The organism is Kosmotoga olearia TBF 19.5.1 (assembly GCF_000023325.1).
Classification (GTDB): domain Bacteria; phylum Thermotogota; class Thermotogae; order Petrotogales; family Kosmotogaceae; genus Kosmotoga; species Kosmotoga olearia.
The window spans coordinates 2,156,595-2,172,749 of the sequence record NC_012785.1 but is presented as its reverse complement, the minus strand read 5'-3'; the positions used below and the strand labels follow the sequence as shown (position 1 = coordinate 2,172,749).

The window sequence follows — 16,155 nt, the reverse complement described above, 5'->3', positions numbered from 1 at the left end:
CTTACTCCAATTCCTCTCGTTTGTTGTGTATATCGATGGCGTGCCTGATTGCTCGGGCACGTTTTTCCCCGACTCCTTCGACCTCTTTAAGTTCTTCAACACTTGTCTTCAGAAGTCTGGCAAGTGAACCGTATTTTGCTCCCACGTTTAACGCAACCTGCAACGGGATTTTCGGAATCTTTCTAACAAATCTAATACCCCTGGAGCGCATGTTCAATTCCATTGCCTGAGAACTCGATGAGATGTCATAACCAAGCACCCTCGCCAGAGTCACATAGTTCGAAATCTCACGCTCTGTGAGACTCAAAAGTTTCTCCATGAGTTCCTCTATTTTGTCGATCGTTACCTGTTCTTTGGCAAAATCAAGAACAAGATTTTCTATCTCTTCCGGTATTCCATCGGTGATTTCGTCCAATTGCATTCGGGAAGGCAGACCGAACTTTCCCAGTTCCACAAGGGTTAGTTCCGCTTCTTTAGAGATCAACAAAACCATAAGGCCTTTCTCCAGCGTTTTCAAGACATCGTAAAGGGTTAAAACGCTCGCGCGTTCAAGCACGTCTATCTGATCAAGACCGTATGCAAAAGTTTGGCGGTATTGTTCAACCGTTCTAATAACCTGATTGACTCTTGGAAGCAAAATTTCCACAGGGGCCAGGACATGAGAATTCTCACCAAAAAATATGGTGATTGTTCCCTGCCTTTTGGAAATAGCAAGAAGCATTTTCCCCGTCTGGCGTGCCATTCTTTCAGCGGTTCGGTGGCGCATACCTGTCTGTAAAGAAGGAATAGAGGGATCGGGAGTCAGCTGAACATTAGCAGCGATTATTTTGTTAAGACTCTCATCCACAACAATTGCTCCATCCATTTTTGATAACTCATAGAGTTTATTGGGATTGAACGGGCAATTGAGGAAAAAACCAACCTGCATTAGATCCTTGTACTTTTCAAAGTCATCTACTAAAAAAATAAGTGCCCCAGTATTAGCAGCCACGATCTTATCGAGAGCAAAACGAAGCTGTGTTCCAGGAGCAACCACACGAATCCTTTCGGCAAGTTCCTTATGATCCATCACTCATCCCCCCGACAAAGCGAACCAAATCAGCAATATTTTGTATCCTGATATTTCCATTAGGAGAAAGCACTTCGGAAAAACCAGATTCTTTTAATCTATCGATTCTCTTACTACTTCCCGTAACGTTTCTAACAGTACCATCCAATCCAATTTCTCCAAATGCAGCCATTCCTTGCGGAACAGCTTTGTTGGTAAACGAGGATAGCAAAGACAACGCGATTGCAAGATCAGTGCCGGGGTCATCTACCTGGATACCACCAGCGATATTTATGTACAAATCCAGATTATCCAATGGAATGTTCGCACGTTTTGACAATACCGCCGCAACAAGAAGAACCCGATCAATTGGAACACCTGTTGCCAATCTTCTTGGTGTCCCATATATTGGTTTTGAAACTAACGATTGAACCTCTACCAAAAAGGTTTTTGAGCCTTCAGAAACAGCCGTAATCACGTTACCCGGAGCTACAATGAAATCTTTAACGAACAGATCTGAAATGTCCGGAACCTCTGCCAGGCCATCTGAGGTCATCTCAAACACAGCAATTTCATCTGATGGACCGAACCTGTTCTTAACCGTTCTGAGAAAACGATATCCGGATTTATTGGTATCAAAATAAAGAACAGTATCAACAATATGTTCCACTAACTTCGGACCAGCGATCTGACCACCTTTGGTTACATGACCAACTATAACAGCAGCAACATTAGATTCTTTAGCCTTTGAAACAACGAAGTTTGCACATTCTCTAACCTGAACAAAGCTTCCTGGAAGAGAAGCGACGTTAGATAATCTGAGTGTCTGGAGTGAATCAAATATGAGCAAAGAATAATCCTTCAAATCAAGTTTTTCAAGGAAATCAAGTTCAGTGGTCGCACTTACTTCGATATTTTCCGTCTTTCCGAGTTTAAGACGACGGGCTCTAAGCTTTATTTGACGTTGCGATTCTTCGCCACTGATATACAATACCTTTCCGTAAGAAACCATTCTTTCGGCTACTTGCAGCATCAATGTGGACTTTCCAATGCCGGGTTCACCACTTACCAGGACAACACTTCCCGGAACAACTCCCCCGCCGAGTGCCCTGTCAAACTCATTCAATCCCGTGAAAAGTCTGTGAGAATCCTCAACTTTAATGTCGGATAGCGAACGTATGTTTGCCACTTCTTTGCTTGTTTCGATAATTGCGTGATTGTCAACTGACATTGATATCGCACTATTCCAGGTTCCGCAACTCGGGCATCTTCCAAACCACGCGGGAGATTCATAACCACAGGCATCACATACGTAAATCCTTCGTTTCTTTCTACTCATGTTCCAGCTTTTACCTCAACCTTCTTCTTGCTCTTTTTAAAGGAAAGTTTTTCATCCTGCCTTACAACCATTATTGTGTCACCAGGCTCAAATCTACCTCTGAGCACCTCCTCCGCGAGAGGGTCTTCTATGTATCTCTGAATTGCTCTACGTAATGGCCGCGCACCGTAGACAGGATCAAACCCTTTCTCAACAAGGAACTCCTGAGCTGCTTCAGATAATACTAGGTCCATTTTCTTTTCTTTAAGCCGTTTTCTCGTATCCGAAATGAGAATCTCGATAATCTTCTTGATCTGCTCTCTCGTCAGCGGATGGAAGACGACGATTTCGTCCAGCCTGTTCAAAAACTCAGGCCTGAAGGTTTTCTTCACTTCTTCAAGAACGGAGTTTTTCATCGATTCATACTCTTTTTCCTCAACATTTGCCGCACTTACAAACCCCAGTGTTTTCTTCGTCTTGTTAATAAACTCACCACCAAGGTTGCTGGTCATTATGACTATTGTGTTTTTGAAGTCAACGCTGCGACCCTGAGAATCAGTAAGACGGCCATCATCCATGATCTGGAGGAGTAGATTGAAAATGTCGAAATGGGCTTTTTCGATTTCATCGAAAAGAATAATGGAAAAAGGACGCTTCCTTATTCTTTCGGTGAGTGTTCCACCTTCATCATATCCAACGTATCCCGGTGGTGCCCCGATCAAACGAGACACAGAGAACCTTTCCATATACTCAGACATATCGAATCTGACGAGAGCCTTTTCATCGCCAAAAAGGTATTCGGCAAGAGCCTTTGCTAACTCCGTTTTCCCGACCCCGGTAGGTCCAAGGAACAGGAAGGTACCGATGGGCCGTCTGGGATCTTTAAGCCCACTTCTTGCTCTTCTTATGGCTTTTGCAACTGCCGTTATTGCTTCATCCTGGCCGACGATTCGTTTGTGAAGAGCCTCTTCCAGTGAAAGGAGTCTTTCGCTATCCGACTGCTCCAACTTCTTCAGCGGGATACCGGTCCAGCTAGAAACAATCTCAGCAACCTCTTCTTCACTTATTTGAACAATTTCTGAGTCAACCTTCTCACGCCAATTATTGTATTCGTCCTTATAGGTTTTCATCAAAACCCTTTCTTCTTCTTTTAGTTCTGCTGCATGCTCGTAATCCTGTCGAGAAACCGCGTCTTCTCGCTCAAGCCTGAGCTTCTCTATCTTTTTCTGAAGTTCTTTCAAATAAGATGGTACAGTTAGTTTTCTAAGTCTGGCACGTGCACCAGCTTCATCGATAATGTCTATCGCTTTATCCGGGAGGAAGCGGTCACTGACATACCTGTGAGACAATAAAACAGCAGCTTCCAACGCGGCATCAGTATAGTAGACCTTATGATGTGCCTCATATTTGTGCTTGATGCCTCTCAGAATTCCGATTGTCTGCTCGACCGTGGGTTCAGAAACATAAATCTTCTGGAAACGTCTTTCCAGGGCAGCGTCCTTTTCAACGTATTTTCTGTATTCATCAGGAGTTGTAGAACCTATACATCTTATCTCGCCGCTTGCCAGAGCTGGTTTCAATATATTAGCGGCATCGACAGCACCCTCGGCAGAACCAGCACCAACTATCGTGTGAAGTTCATCAATGAAAAGGATTATGTTCCCATTATTCTTTACAACCTGTATGAGCTTCTTCAAACGCTTTTCAAACTCTCCACGGTATTTTGTACCGGCAATCAACGAAGCAACATCAAGAGCAAAAATTGCTTTATTTTTCAAGGTCTCTGGAACCTCTTCATTGACAATCATCTGCGCGAGTCCTTCCACGATAGCGGTCTTTCCTACACCCGGATCTCCTATGAGAACGGGGTTGTTTTTCTTCCTCCTGGAGAGCACTTCCATTAATCTCTGCTTTTCAACATCACGTCCGATTATGGGGTCGAGTTTTCCCGCACGCGCCAGAGCGGTCAAATCCGTTCCAAATCCTTCCAGTTGTTTCAAAGAAGTAGCCATGCTTGATTGCTGAGCACCGAAAGAACGTCCGCCCGTTGTAGACTCGTCCCAGTCACTCGTAATATTTTCTATAAGTTGTTTTCTCAGTTTGCCAAGATTGACACCCATCTGTTTCAAGATGTGAGCAGCTATTCCTTCACCTTCGCGAACTATACCTAACATTATATGTTCAACATCTATTTTGTCCTGTCCCAGCATTCTTGACTCGTCATTGGCCAGCTCGATGACGCGTCTGGCACGTGGAGTCATTTGAGGGGAACCAACCACTGATTGCCGAATGTTCGTTCCAACCATAGATGTTACTTCCCTCAGAACACGCTCATACGTTATGGAGTATCCCTTGAGTAATTGAGAAGTGGTTCCAGAGTTCACCTTTAATATAGCGAGCAATAAGTGTTCCGTCCCAACATATGGATGCCCCAGGCTCCTTGCTTCATCCTGGGCAGCTACAAATACCTGTGCGGCTCCCTCAGAAAATTTATCGAAATACATCGTATCACCTCCGGTTACAGACCGTGCCCCAGCTTTTTGAGGCAAAGAAGAAATTCCTTCACTACCTGTTCGTGTATCTTTTCTACACTCATCGTTCCATCTATTACTAGAATCCTTTTCGGATCTCGTTTTGCCAGTTCTAGATAGCCCTGTCTTACCCTTTTGAAGAAATCTAAACTTTCCATTTCTATTTTATCATGTTTCATTTCTCTTCGCATGCGTTTTACAGCTACATCGACTGGCACATCTATAAACAATGTTAAATGTGGCGTCACCCCTCCAGTACTGAATTCATTCAATGTTGTAACCATCTGAATAGACAATCCTCTTCCATAACCCTGATATGCAACGGAAGAGTCGAGAAACCGATCTGCGAGGACCAATTTTTTCTTTTTCAATGCAGGAATTATAACCTCGCGAACAATCTGTGCACGTGAAGCCATGAAGAGCAGCAGCTCTGTTTCCGGGAAAAGTTTATACTCGTTGTGCAAAAGAATCTCTCTTATATCCTCTCCTGCCTGCGTACCTCCGGGCTCTCTTATGAAAACATACTCCATCGAATTCCTTTCGAGGTATTCACGAAAGAGGGCTACCTGGGTTGATTTGCCGGAACCATCTATACCTTCAAAGGAAATAAACACTACTAGCTCCTCCCTTTTCTCAAAATAATTGGCGGTTCTACCACCACCTCGGAAGTTGAATTCTTTCTTCCTTTGACCAGAACAAGCTGTGATTGTTTGTTGGCTGTGCCAAACACAAATCTCAAACGGTGAACACCAAGGTTGTTCATTTCGAATGCACTTAACCATCTGGTAAGGTCTCTAGGATGAAGAATGAAAAAGAACGCCCCTCTACTCTTCAGAAGTCTACCAGTTGCTTGAGCAAACTCCTTTATCCCTTCAATTGTAAGCCGCCTGGATGAATTTCTGCGCTGAGAAGGGCTTTCAATACCTTCATGGGCAAAATGAGGAGGATTAGAAACCACAACATCGAAACTTCCAGCAGAGAACTTTTCTACAGCCATGGCAGAGGATAGCTGCATAAATTTTACTTTATCCGTTACATTATTCACTCTTGCGTTTTTGTGCGCTATCTCTATTAATTCTTCATCAACATCTATTGCTGTAATCTCTACATCATACTTTCTAGCCAGGTATATGGAAATAGCCCCGGAACCAGTACCAAGCTCCAGTACTCTCTTTGTAGCTTTCGGCAGAACGCAATACCACGCAAGCAAAACCGTTGCATGATTGATACGTGCATCCTTCGAAGAATAATCAAAGGAAAGCCCTTCGAAAACACTGTCATCGAATTCTCTGAACACTTCTATCACCACTATTATAAATAACAATCTCCGAAGTATCATCAACAGATGTTTCTGAAGCACAACATTCACTGTTAACCACTATTATTCTTGAGAAAGACTCTACAACTGCTGGCACTTCATTGTCTGAAACTTCTACACCTTCCAGATAAAGTTTCGACGCATTGCTCACGTGGATGTTACTCACCGACAAATTCCCGAATGAGAGATTTACCGAGCTTAGACTTCTAATCCGCATAGTTTGTGTTTTAAACATCGCATCGAAAAATTGCACGATAGAATCTTGCACAGTTACTTCGGAGGCTTCAAGTGTACTGTTAACCACTGTACTCTTTTTGATATTCGAAAAATTGAGAGAATTGGTTTGGAGCTGAGAAGACAGAAGATAAAACTCTTGAATTGAGTCAAATGATATCTCGCCGCGTAAAGTAGAATTATATATCTGCACGCTTGAGGCTGAAATCTTCACGTTCCCCTGAATATTGCAATCATCCAGAACGATTATTGCAGCATCCCTGGCATCTATTGAAACATTCTTGAAATCAACACCACGTGCAATAAATATACCACCTCTTTCTACCTTTATCTCGCTGAACGCTGTATGGGAGGTAAAAGAAATCCTTCCTTTCCTGCCATCGACTTCCATTGTTCCCTTAACGAGAAGTTTTCCGCCACGGCTGAAAGTACACGTAACTGATGGCTCCACCCTCAGGAGTTTTCCTTCCCAGACTGCAACGTTTCCAAGAAAACGATATGTGTTGCCAGCACTGAAAAGCACATCATCCCCGTACAGCGAAAGAATATTTTCGCTGGTCAATCTTCTCACACTTTCTTTTTTTGCAAACACGGGAATTGACGGAAGATAACGAGCATCCGTTGCTAACGCTGTAATTCGATACAAATCTCCACCATCACTTATCCATTCCTTTTTTATCTTCATGAACCTTTGTTCACCTTTCAATCTCGTAAGAACCCTCCAGAGTCCCTGAGAAAAATGTTCCAATTCCAGTTCTTTGACATCACTTTGCCAGCTGGCCTTTCTGAAAGCTCCCCCTTCTTCAATGTAAAGTGTCGGAACCCTGGTCGAAAATTTCTTGACAACATGGATCTCGAATTTTGTTGTCGAAACATTTTTGCCATTATCCGTCACTTTTATATTCAAAATATGGTCCCCCGCTGGCAGAGTAAACAATGGTATCAGATATTTACCATCAAAAAGAAGCGGAAGACCATCGGCATTACTTTCAACTTTTATGTCTTCCGAATCATCCCAATCGTCAAAAACAACCATTGGAATTCGATCACCTGTGTATGGTGACGGCAGTTTTATTCTGACAGTGGGCGGTGTATCTTCACTCAAGTCAAGTAAAACTCTCTTCTTATCCGATTTCTCACCATTGGTACGTTGCACATAAAACCCCAGTTCCAATTTGTCCCCTTTGACCGGAGTGAATTCGAAAGTACCGTATTTACTTTCATAGGTTACCCCATTGAGTTCAACCACATAACTTTCAATCCCCAACTGCCTGGAACTAAGCTGCACTCTTAATTTCCCGTACAGAAGCGAATAGTTAAATTCTGGTGGCAAAAGTCGATTTTCATATGTTTCGACAACCAGTGTTTTTGGGGTCCCAATTAATTTTCCTCTTTTAACGACATAAAGATAAAGCGTGTGTGTGCCAGGTTCCGTAACTTTTACGGTAACCATGGAGCCCGAAAATCTAATACCATCGGATAGACTTTCAGGAAGAGTGTCGACAGAAAGGAGAAACTCCGATTTCTCAACCTGTTTTAGCTCCAAGCTCACATTGGAACCTTCGATAATAACATTCAGTATCTCTGGAATAGAAGAAACTTTATTATTACAAGCAGTAAGTACTAACAGGATGGTAAATACAGTAATTATTATGATAACGTTTTTTTCTTTCATAAATCCTCCCCAAAAAATTTTTTCTTACTCACTCGAAATCAGGATTCGGGATTCACAAATCATAAGCCACGTATCACATATCTTTTAACAATTATCATCATCATTTTTGACACCTTCACTGTTTCCGGGTTTTTCAAAGTCTGGTACAATTCTCTCGAGGTGATGCGATGAATACTCTTGCTATAACGATTATAATCATTTTCACATCAACATTCATAGCCGGGTATGTGAAATCCAAAATAAAAGACCGGTGCCTAAAAGATTTTAACAAATTTCCCATCATTGTTCTGTTGAAAAATGGAAAAACCATCTGGGGAAAGATGGAGCTCGAAAGTACAGGGATAATATTGAACTACCCACGCCCCCATGAAAACCCAATGCACAAAGAAAAGGCTTTTATTCTTTACAAACCGGAATATGCAACTCTTTTTGGTGTTTTCAGACCCATTTCGGATCTGGACGAAACTGAGAAAAAAGCAAGGGAACTGAAGAGCCTTGTTTTTAAATCCGGTCTTCTTGTGAGAATAAGACGAGGGATCAGGAATTTCTTTGCCGCAGTAAGAGATGCTGTTTTAGAAACCTTCAGTGTTTTTCTTGGAAGGGTCGCACCGAAAAGTTCAGTGTTATCCAGCAATCAAAAATACGTCAAAAAGATGGGAGAAAGCTTTGTTGATTACATTGGAAATTCCTATGACCCACTTCTGGAGAAACTCATTGGAAAAAAGATAGTCTATGAGGTTTTTAGAGATGATCAATGGAATGAGTACATTGGCATTCTTCGAAACTACACAAAAGATTTTCTAGAGATTATCTCTACAAAATTTCCTATGGAGCTCACCTTTACCTTACCTGTACCCGGATCAAAAACTGAGCACCTTTCCATTGTCATTTCAAACGACGGAGAGTTTGTAGAAATACTCAACGCCCGCAGTAATCCAATCAGTGTACTTTTTGAAGATAAAACGCATAAAATTAATCCATCTGATTTCATAAAATTCGAAAAAACAAAACTAAACGGATCGATAAAACTTCTTCTCGAAGAAGAGATGGACGTTATTTTCCCGCGTTCGGAAGCCATAGTTCGTCATATAGTGGCGGAGGAGAAAGAATGAAAATCAGTATTGTCGCTGTTAATTCAGTCAATGGTCTTATTTCAAGAGATTCCGATTACGATGTAGATTGGTCATCCCCGGATGACAGGAAGTTCTTCAAGAAAATTACTACATCCGCTGGAGTCGTGATTTTCGGAAGACGAACCTTCGAAACTATTGGTAAACCTCTGCCGAAAAGATTGAATGTCATTCTCACAAGAACTCCCGAGAAATTTCATTCAACTGAAAATCTTTTATTTACCAACGATGAACCTGAAATCCTGATCAGCAAGATTGGAAGACTTGGTTTCAAACATATAGTCATAGGTGGAGGAAGAGAGATATATACGCTTTTTTTGAAAAACAAACTCGTTACAGACATCTATCTTTCAATAGAACCTATAATATTAAAGGGAAAAGTAACTATGCTAAACGTCGAAGAACTTAACAACGACATAAGATTGGAACTAGAAGAACTCTTAAAACTCTCGAAGAATACATTGGTTGTTCATTATACAATCCCTGAAAATAGAGTAAGAGAGCTATTTTCACCTTGACAATGTGATATCCCGGGTGCTAAAATCTCTTTGTGTGCGGGTGTAGCTCAGTTGGTAGAGCATCAGCTTCCCAAGCTGAGGGTCGCGGGTTCGAGTCCCGTCGCCCGCTCCATAAAAGCAATAAAGGGAGCAAATGCTCCCTTTATTTGTTTTCTGTAAGATTTAACAATCATGAAACTCTATATCCTCTTTCAATAGCTCCCTGGCCACCGTCCTATCAACTGTTGAGATGACCCCCAAAGCCGCAAAAATATAGTGTTTATCACTGGCAACACGCACCTCGGGTCGCGGTAGCAGTTCTCTATTATAGCGTCTCGAAAGTGTGGAAACTGTTTTCATTACTTCCCAGCGGTATTTAGACCGTGTCAGCACCCCTCCGGTACCAACCAAAAGTTTTATTGCCGTTAAATCTTTTCCTTCGGCCACTTCAACACGGCCGAGGGGACCATACAACTGCCTGATCCTTCCCGCATGACGCCGGATTGAGGTTTCAAAACAGTATTTTGCCAGACGAGAAATGAACGTTTCCGTTCTTGAATTCTTCGGATATGGCGATATCTCCCTGATTATCTCTTCAAAATCGTTGAATTCTGTCATCAACGCGTCTTTTCCTATGTAATCAATCACATTCTTCGCATTAACAAAAACCCCTAGATCCCCTTCAACCGTACGCTTGGCAAGAGGTTCAGGAGCTATAAGAATCTTCTGGATCTCAGGATCTCCACTGGTATAGGAATCAACATCCGTTGTTGCACCGCCTATATCTACCACAAGGACATCTTCGTACTCCTCAGCCAGCAATTCGGTTGTGAGCATTACCGCCGCCGGCGTCGGGATAACATTTCTACCAACAATAGAATAGATTTTGTCCATTCCAGGACCTTTTACTATATGTTTCGCAAAGACATCCCTGATAATTTTCCTGGTTGGTTCAACGTTCAACTGGTCAATTCGTGGATAAACATTTTCTGTTACCAAAACTTCCTTTCCCGATGCTTCAAGAACCCTTTGGGCTTCCTCAGCGGCTGTAATATTGCCGGCATAAATAATCGGAACATTCAGCGGGAGTTTTGCGAGCATCTCCGCGTTGTGCAGAACAGTTTCCCTTTCTCCGTAATCGACTCCTCCAGCAAGTAGGATCAAACGCGGATCAATCTCCAGAACTTTTTCAAGATCATGCTCTGTCATCTTTCCGGCAGTAACGTATTTGATAACTGCCCCAGCACCAAGAGCAGCTTCCTTTGCAGCCTTAACGGTCATATCATAAACCAGCCCGTGCACCGTCATTTTCAAACCGCCAGCAGCACTGCTCGTAGCCAGCAGCAATTCGTAATCAAGTTTGCTTTCGTTAAGCCGGTGCTTCAAAACATCAATCGCTTTTTCGATTCCTATTGTTACGTCTCCTTCATTGACCGTTGTATAAAACTCGCCCTGACCCAAAAACTTCATCTTTCCAGAGCCGTCGGAAATAAACGCCGAGAGCACCGTTGTGGTGCTCCCGATTTCTGCTGTCAATATATCTACCTTCATATTACTTGCTTTCCAGAAGCTCCCTGACGATTCTGTTGACTGTTTTCCCGTTGGCCCTTCCTTTGACTTTTGGCATAATCTCTCTCATTATCTTCCCAAGGTCCGATGGACCTTTTGCACCAACAGAATCGATTGTTTTTAGGGCGAGTTCCCTTATCTCTTCTTCATTCATCATCTCTGGCAAAAATGCCTTTAAGATCTTAAGTTCCGCTTCCTCCTGTGCGGCAAGGTCGTCACGTTTTGCCTTCCTGTAAGCTTCTATTGATTCTTCTCTTTTCTTCGCTTCTTTCATTATGAGATCCAAAAGGACCTCATCGGTTATGCCTTTTTCACGTGCCTTCTCGGAAGACACAAGGTAATTTTTTGCAGCGGCTACCACAGCTCTCAAGGTATTCATCTTCACGGAATCCTTGTCTTTCATAGCCTGCTTTAGTTCAGCCTGTATCCTCTCATACAGAGTCATAAAATCCCTCCTCAGCTTTCCTCTTCCTCTGCATCGGTAACAATTTTCTCCTCTTCTTCAAAACTCAACGGCCTTACCAGCGGGAAGGGAATCACATCGCGTATGGTGGGAGAATCGGTAACGAACATGAGAATCCTGTCCCAACCAATCCCAAGACCTCCAGTTGGGGGCATGCCATATTCCAAAGCGCGTATGAAATCACGATCCATCATTTGTGCTTCGGCATCACCGGCTTCTCTTAATCCAGCCTGATGGAGGAATCTCCTGTACTGTTCGATTGGGTCATTGAGTTCACTAAAGGCGTTCGCACATTCCATGCCATTTATAATTAATTCAAACCTTTCTGTTACCCTCGGATCTTCTCTGTGGACCTTCGCAAGTGGAGAAATGATGACAGGATGTTCAACAACAAAGGTAGGTTGTACAATATCATCCTCAACAAGATCCCATAACTTTTCTATGAGATGGCCTCTTTCTTTGATCTCAGGAACACTGTTATGTTTCTCAAGAACCTCAATTAACCTTTCATCGGAATCTTCAAGTATATCAACTCCGAGCTTTTCTTTGATGAAATCAGCCATCTTGATACGCAGCCATGGTTTGGCAAAATCTATTTCCTTACCCTGATAAACGATCTTCGTGGAACCTGTGAGCTGCTCTACGACGGTGCTTATAAGATCCTCGGTAAGGTCCATAATATCGTTGTAGTCGGCATAAGCCTGATATAGTTCCATCATGACAAACTCCGGATGATGCTTATAAGACATTCCCTCGTTCCTGAAATTCTTTCCAATTTCATATATCTTCTCAAATCCGCCCACTAGATATCTTTTGAGATATAGCTCCTCAGCGATTCTCAGGTACATATCCGAATCAAAAACGTTGATATGGGTCACAAATGGTCTTGCGGAAGCTCCACCGGTGACAGAATGAAGGATCGGCGTTTCTACTTCTATAAAACCCCTTGCATTAAGAAACTCTCTAACACGTCTTAGGAGCTCGAATCTGATCTTGAATCTTTTAATGGCGTCATCGCTGGCAATCATTTCCACGTATCTCTGCCTATAAATTATTTCCTTGTCCTTTATTCCATGCCATTTTTCAGGCATCGTTCTTATAGCTTTGGACAGGAGCTTGAAATCCTTAACAAAAATAGACAGTTCACCTGTGTGGGTTTTAAACGGGAACCCTTTTACACCAACAAAATCTCCGATACTGACATATTTCTTGAAAAGTTTGAATGCTTCGTCGCCAACGGAATCTTTTCTGATATATGCTTGTATTCTTCCATCGCTATCCTTCAAGACAAAGAACGATGATTTACCATGATGCCTGAGAGCCATCACTCTTCCTGCAACTGAAATGGTTGTATCTTCTTTGGTTTCCGATGGCTGAAGCATATCATATTCTTTGCGGATATCACTGGTACTATGGGTCTTTTCGAAATGATGAGGATACGGTTCTATCCCCATGGAACGAAGTTCCTCTATCTCATTGAGTTTATGTTGTCTTATTTGTTCGTTCATTTGCCAACCCCCCACTACCTGCTGATGGTTATTATCTTGTACTTAATAATTCCAGAAGGTGTTCTTACAACAACTTCATCATCGACGCTTCTTTCTAAAACAGCCTTACCTATTGGTGAGTCAGCACTGATTTTGTTCTCGAATATATCGGCTTCCTGTGAGTTGACAATTCTTATCTCAATCTCTTCGTTTGTTTTTAAATTTCTCAGCCTGACCTTGGCGCCGAGTTTTACAACACTATTATCCCCATCATCCTCTATAATTTCGGCATTGTCAAGGATGTATTCCAGTTCTTTGATTCTGCTGTCTATCTTTCCTTGCTCGTTTTTTGCTTCATCATATTCACTATTCTCGCTGAGATCTCCCAATTCTCTTGCTTCTTTTATTCTTTCTGCAACCTCGTACATCAACTTCTTTCTCAGCGTATTCAATTCATTTTTCAGGTTTTCATAACCTTCTTTCGTAAGGTAAATCACATTCTTTTTAGACACCTTAATCCCTCCTGTCGCGCTTCTTCAGTTCGTCCTTTAGCTCCCTTATTATATCCATGAAATGGTCCAAATCTCTGAATTCTTTGTAAACTGATGCAAACCTGACGTACGCAACACGATCTTTTCTTTTCAATTTTTCCATAACCATCTCACCTATTTCCTTCGAGCTAATTTCAGCCTTGCCGGATCGCAAGACCTCCTGCTCGATCTCGCTTGACATGTTCTCTATTTCTTCTATGGAAACAGGTCTCTTTTCACAGGCTTTCAAAATACCATTCAAAACTTTATTTCTATCAAATCTTTCGCGTTGACCACCTTTTTTTACCACAAAAATCGGTTTTTGTTCAAAACGTTCGTAAGTTGTGAATCGTCCTCCACAATGCTCACACTCTCTTCGTCTACGAACAACATGACCGTCATCTGTGAGTCGTGTATCGATTACTCTCGTTTCTTCGCTGTTACAAAACGGGCATTTCATCTAATCCCCCCAGCGACTCCGCGATTTTGATTATCTTTTTGAACCTATTATAAACAGCCGACTTACTCATGGGAGGATCCATAAGTTCGCCAAGTTCGCGCAAACTCAAATCCTCATACTCTAACCTGAGTTCTGCAATTTTTCTCAGGTCTTCGGGCAATCTATCCAATCCAATCTTTTCTTCTATAAGCCGAATAGCTTTTACCTGCCTGGCCATCGCCTGACCGGATTTATTCGCGTTTGCAGTAAGAAAGTTCAGTGTCCTGCTAACATCACTTCGTATCTGGCGAACCTCCACAGCTTTCTGTAAAACAGCGACAACACGGAAAGCCCCCATAAGAGATAAAAGCTCGATGATGTCTCTAGAGCTTTTTAGGTAGAGCTTGAAATGATTTCTCACGGTAACTATCCCGGACTTTATGTTGAAAGCGCTCCATAGGTGCGCTTTCAATCTTTCGACAAACTCTCTCGTTGTATCGAGTATTACTTCGAGATGATACCCCTTAGAGGGATCTACAATGGAGCCGCCAGCTAGAAACAATCCCCTGACAAAGGCTCCAAAATACACGGGATCCTTTTTAACCAGAGGTGGTAGAGAATCACCGGTAATCGATATTTTTGCCATCTTTAAGAGCTTTTCTACATCCGAAAAACGATAGATTATTTCTCCGCCACGAACATGTTTGAATCTCAGGGTTTCCTTTACCTGCGTTTCAAAAAGAGAAAGGTCAAGAAACTTGCTCAACAGATAAAGGCGTTTCAGACTCGATATCGATCCCAAAGGTATGACCAGAAAGGTGTTGTTTGAACGTATCCTGAGTGCTCCTCTTGATTTTACGAAGCCGAAGAACTCAGCTTTAGCTTCGGCACTATCTTCCAAAGGAAGATGATACAATTCTTCTTTAACATTCTCAGAGAAACTCATTCTTGACATTCCTCCACAAGTTTTAAATCCCTCGCTATAAACAAGATATCCTTCTGCGAGTGCCTTAGAACCTTCTTGCGTCTGTTATCAACAATCAATCTTTCCTCAACCCCAGGTAATTCTACGGTACGAGGGTCTTCTTTCATATCATTGATCACAGGGAAATACCCTTTCCCGATGTACCTTTTTAGGGTTTTTCCGGTAAATTTACTAACGTCAGTCCAGTATATCTTATCCAGTTTTATTCCTGAATACTTCTCAACAATTTCCACATGTTTTCTCAATGAAAAACCGTCCGTTTCACCAGGCTGGGTAACGAGATTAGCTATAAAAACCTTCGGAGCATTGGAACTCTGCAGGACCTCTTTAACTCCTTTTACCAGAAAATTTGGAACTATGCTCGTCAAAAGACTTCCCGGGCCGATAAAGATAGCATCCGCTGCTCCTATTGCCTCCAGAACTTGAGGCAATGCTTCAATCTCTGGATCCAGCATAAGTTCTATTATCTCTTTTCCATGTCTGGATACTTCTGTTTCTCCAACAACGTGTTCCCCATTTGCAAGCCTTCCAATTAGATGTACCAGACCATCGGCCACAGGCAATACGGTACCATTGATCTTTAACAAACGCGATGCTGCAGCAACGGCTTCGGGAAAACTTCCAAGCAATTCTGTTAATCCCGCAATTATTAGATTCCCCAGTGAATGGTTTTTCAGTTCAGGAGACCGAAACCTGAAAGAAAAAATCTTTGTTAAAAGTTCTTCATCATCTGCCAGTGCTATCAGGTTGTTTCTTATATCTCCGGGTGGTGGAATTGATAAATCTCTTCTCAGTAACCCGGAGCTACCACCATCATCGGTTATTGTAACGATAAATGTCAAATTAAAGGGCAGCGATTTCAGTGCCCTGCCGACGGTACTGATCCCTGTTCCGCCACCTATAACAACTATGCGTTTCATATCAGAAGCTC

Annotated in this window: 15 protein-coding genes and 1 tRNA gene; 3 read left to right on the top strand and 13 right to left on the bottom strand. The window is 42.3% G+C overall.

Features of this window, described 5'->3' with window-relative positions; genetic code table 11:
- Position 1: 1 nt before the first annotated feature.
- The 6 genes from disA to KOLE_RS10295 are packed head-to-tail and all read right to left on the bottom strand — an operon-like array spanning position 2 to position 8,124.
- On the bottom strand, positions 2–1,069 hold the full coding sequence (disA, locus tag KOLE_RS10320; RefSeq protein WP_015869362.1) for a DNA integrity scanning diadenylate cyclase DisA: 1,068 nt from the start codon (positions 1,067–1,069) through the stop codon (positions 2–4).
- On the bottom strand, positions 1,059–2,387 hold the full coding sequence (radA, locus tag KOLE_RS10315) for a DNA repair protein RadA (RefSeq protein ID WP_015869361.1): 1,329 nt from the start codon (positions 2,385–2,387) through the stop codon (positions 1,059–1,061). The genes disA and radA overlap by 11 nt, the downstream gene beginning before the upstream one ends.
- On the bottom strand, positions 2,384–4,870 hold the full coding sequence (locus KOLE_RS10310) for an ATP-dependent Clp protease ATP-binding subunit (RefSeq protein ID WP_015869360.1): 2,487 nt from the start codon (positions 4,868–4,870) through the stop codon (positions 2,384–2,386). The genes radA and KOLE_RS10310 overlap by 4 nt, the downstream gene beginning before the upstream one ends.
- 14 nt (positions 4,871–4,884) lie before the next feature.
- A complete protein-coding gene (gene tmk / locus KOLE_RS10305) occupies positions 4,885–5,511 on the bottom strand; it encodes a dTMP kinase (RefSeq protein ID WP_015869359.1) in 627 nt (208 codons plus the stop codon).
- A gap of 2 nt (positions 5,512–5,513) precedes the next feature.
- Positions 5,514–6,206, bottom strand: a complete 693-nt coding sequence (locus KOLE_RS10300; protein ID WP_237697529.1) for a tRNA1(Val) (adenine(37)-N6)-methyltransferase — start codon at positions 6,204–6,206, stop codon at positions 5,514–5,516.
- Complete coding sequence (locus KOLE_RS10295; RefSeq protein WP_015869357.1) at positions 6,175–8,124, bottom strand: hypothetical protein; 1,950 nt, start codon at positions 8,122–8,124, stop codon at positions 6,175–6,177. Before KOLE_RS10295 ends, KOLE_RS10300 begins: the two co-directional genes overlap by 32 nt.
- A 167-nt stretch (positions 8,125–8,291) precedes the next feature.
- On the opposite strand from KOLE_RS10295, the gene KOLE_RS10290 reads away from it, so the two are divergent.
- The 3 genes from KOLE_RS10290 to KOLE_RS10280 all read left to right on the top strand — a co-directional run bounded on the left by KOLE_RS10290 (position 8,292) and on the right by KOLE_RS10280 (position 9,884).
- Positions 8,292–9,236, top strand: a complete 945-nt coding sequence (locus tag KOLE_RS10290; RefSeq protein ID WP_015869356.1) for a hypothetical protein — start codon at positions 8,292–8,294, stop codon at positions 9,234–9,236.
- Entirely contained in the window at positions 9,233–9,772 is a 540-nt protein-coding gene (locus tag KOLE_RS10285) for a dihydrofolate reductase family protein (RefSeq protein WP_015869355.1), read from the top strand. Before KOLE_RS10290 ends, KOLE_RS10285 begins: the two co-directional genes overlap by 4 nt.
- A gap of 36 nt (positions 9,773–9,808) precedes the next feature.
- A tRNA-Gly gene (locus KOLE_RS10280) sits at positions 9,809–9,884 on the top strand.
- 50 nt (positions 9,885–9,934) lie between these two features.
- Here KOLE_RS10280 and KOLE_RS10275 read toward each other — a convergent pair.
- From KOLE_RS10275 to KOLE_RS10245, 7 genes are read right to left on the bottom strand one after another with little or no spacing between them, the layout of a single operon-like run.
- Positions 9,935–11,302 (bottom strand): GlmL-related ornithine degradation protein, encoded by a 1,368-nt coding sequence (locus KOLE_RS10275; protein ID WP_015869354.1) that lies wholly within the window; start codon positions 11,300–11,302, stop codon positions 9,935–9,937.
- Between the two features lies 1 nt (position 11,303).
- Positions 11,304–11,765 (bottom strand): GatB/YqeY domain-containing protein, encoded by a 462-nt coding sequence (locus KOLE_RS10270; protein WP_015869353.1) that lies wholly within the window; start codon positions 11,763–11,765, stop codon positions 11,304–11,306.
- Between the two features lie 11 nt (positions 11,766–11,776).
- Positions 11,777–13,291, bottom strand: a complete 1,515-nt coding sequence (gene lysS, locus KOLE_RS10265) for a lysine--tRNA ligase (RefSeq protein WP_015869352.1) — start codon at positions 13,289–13,291, stop codon at positions 11,777–11,779.
- 14 nt (positions 13,292–13,305) lie between these two features.
- A complete protein-coding gene (greA, locus tag KOLE_RS10260) occupies positions 13,306–13,782 on the bottom strand; it encodes a transcription elongation factor GreA (RefSeq protein ID WP_015869351.1) in 477 nt (158 codons plus the stop codon).
- A gap of 1 nt (position 13,783) precedes the next feature.
- A complete protein-coding gene (nrdR, locus tag KOLE_RS10255; RefSeq protein WP_015869350.1) occupies positions 13,784–14,260 on the bottom strand; it encodes a transcriptional regulator NrdR in 477 nt (158 codons plus the stop codon).
- Positions 14,241–15,185, bottom strand: a complete 945-nt coding sequence (whiA, locus tag KOLE_RS10250; RefSeq protein ID WP_015869349.1) for a DNA-binding protein WhiA — start codon at positions 15,183–15,185, stop codon at positions 14,241–14,243. Before whiA ends, nrdR begins: the two co-directional genes overlap by 20 nt.
- Entirely contained in the window at positions 15,182–16,144 is a 963-nt protein-coding gene (locus KOLE_RS10245) for a gluconeogenesis factor YvcK family protein (RefSeq protein ID WP_015869348.1), read from the bottom strand. The genes whiA and KOLE_RS10245 overlap by 4 nt, the downstream gene beginning before the upstream one ends.
- Positions 16,145–16,155: the final 11 nt, after the last annotated feature.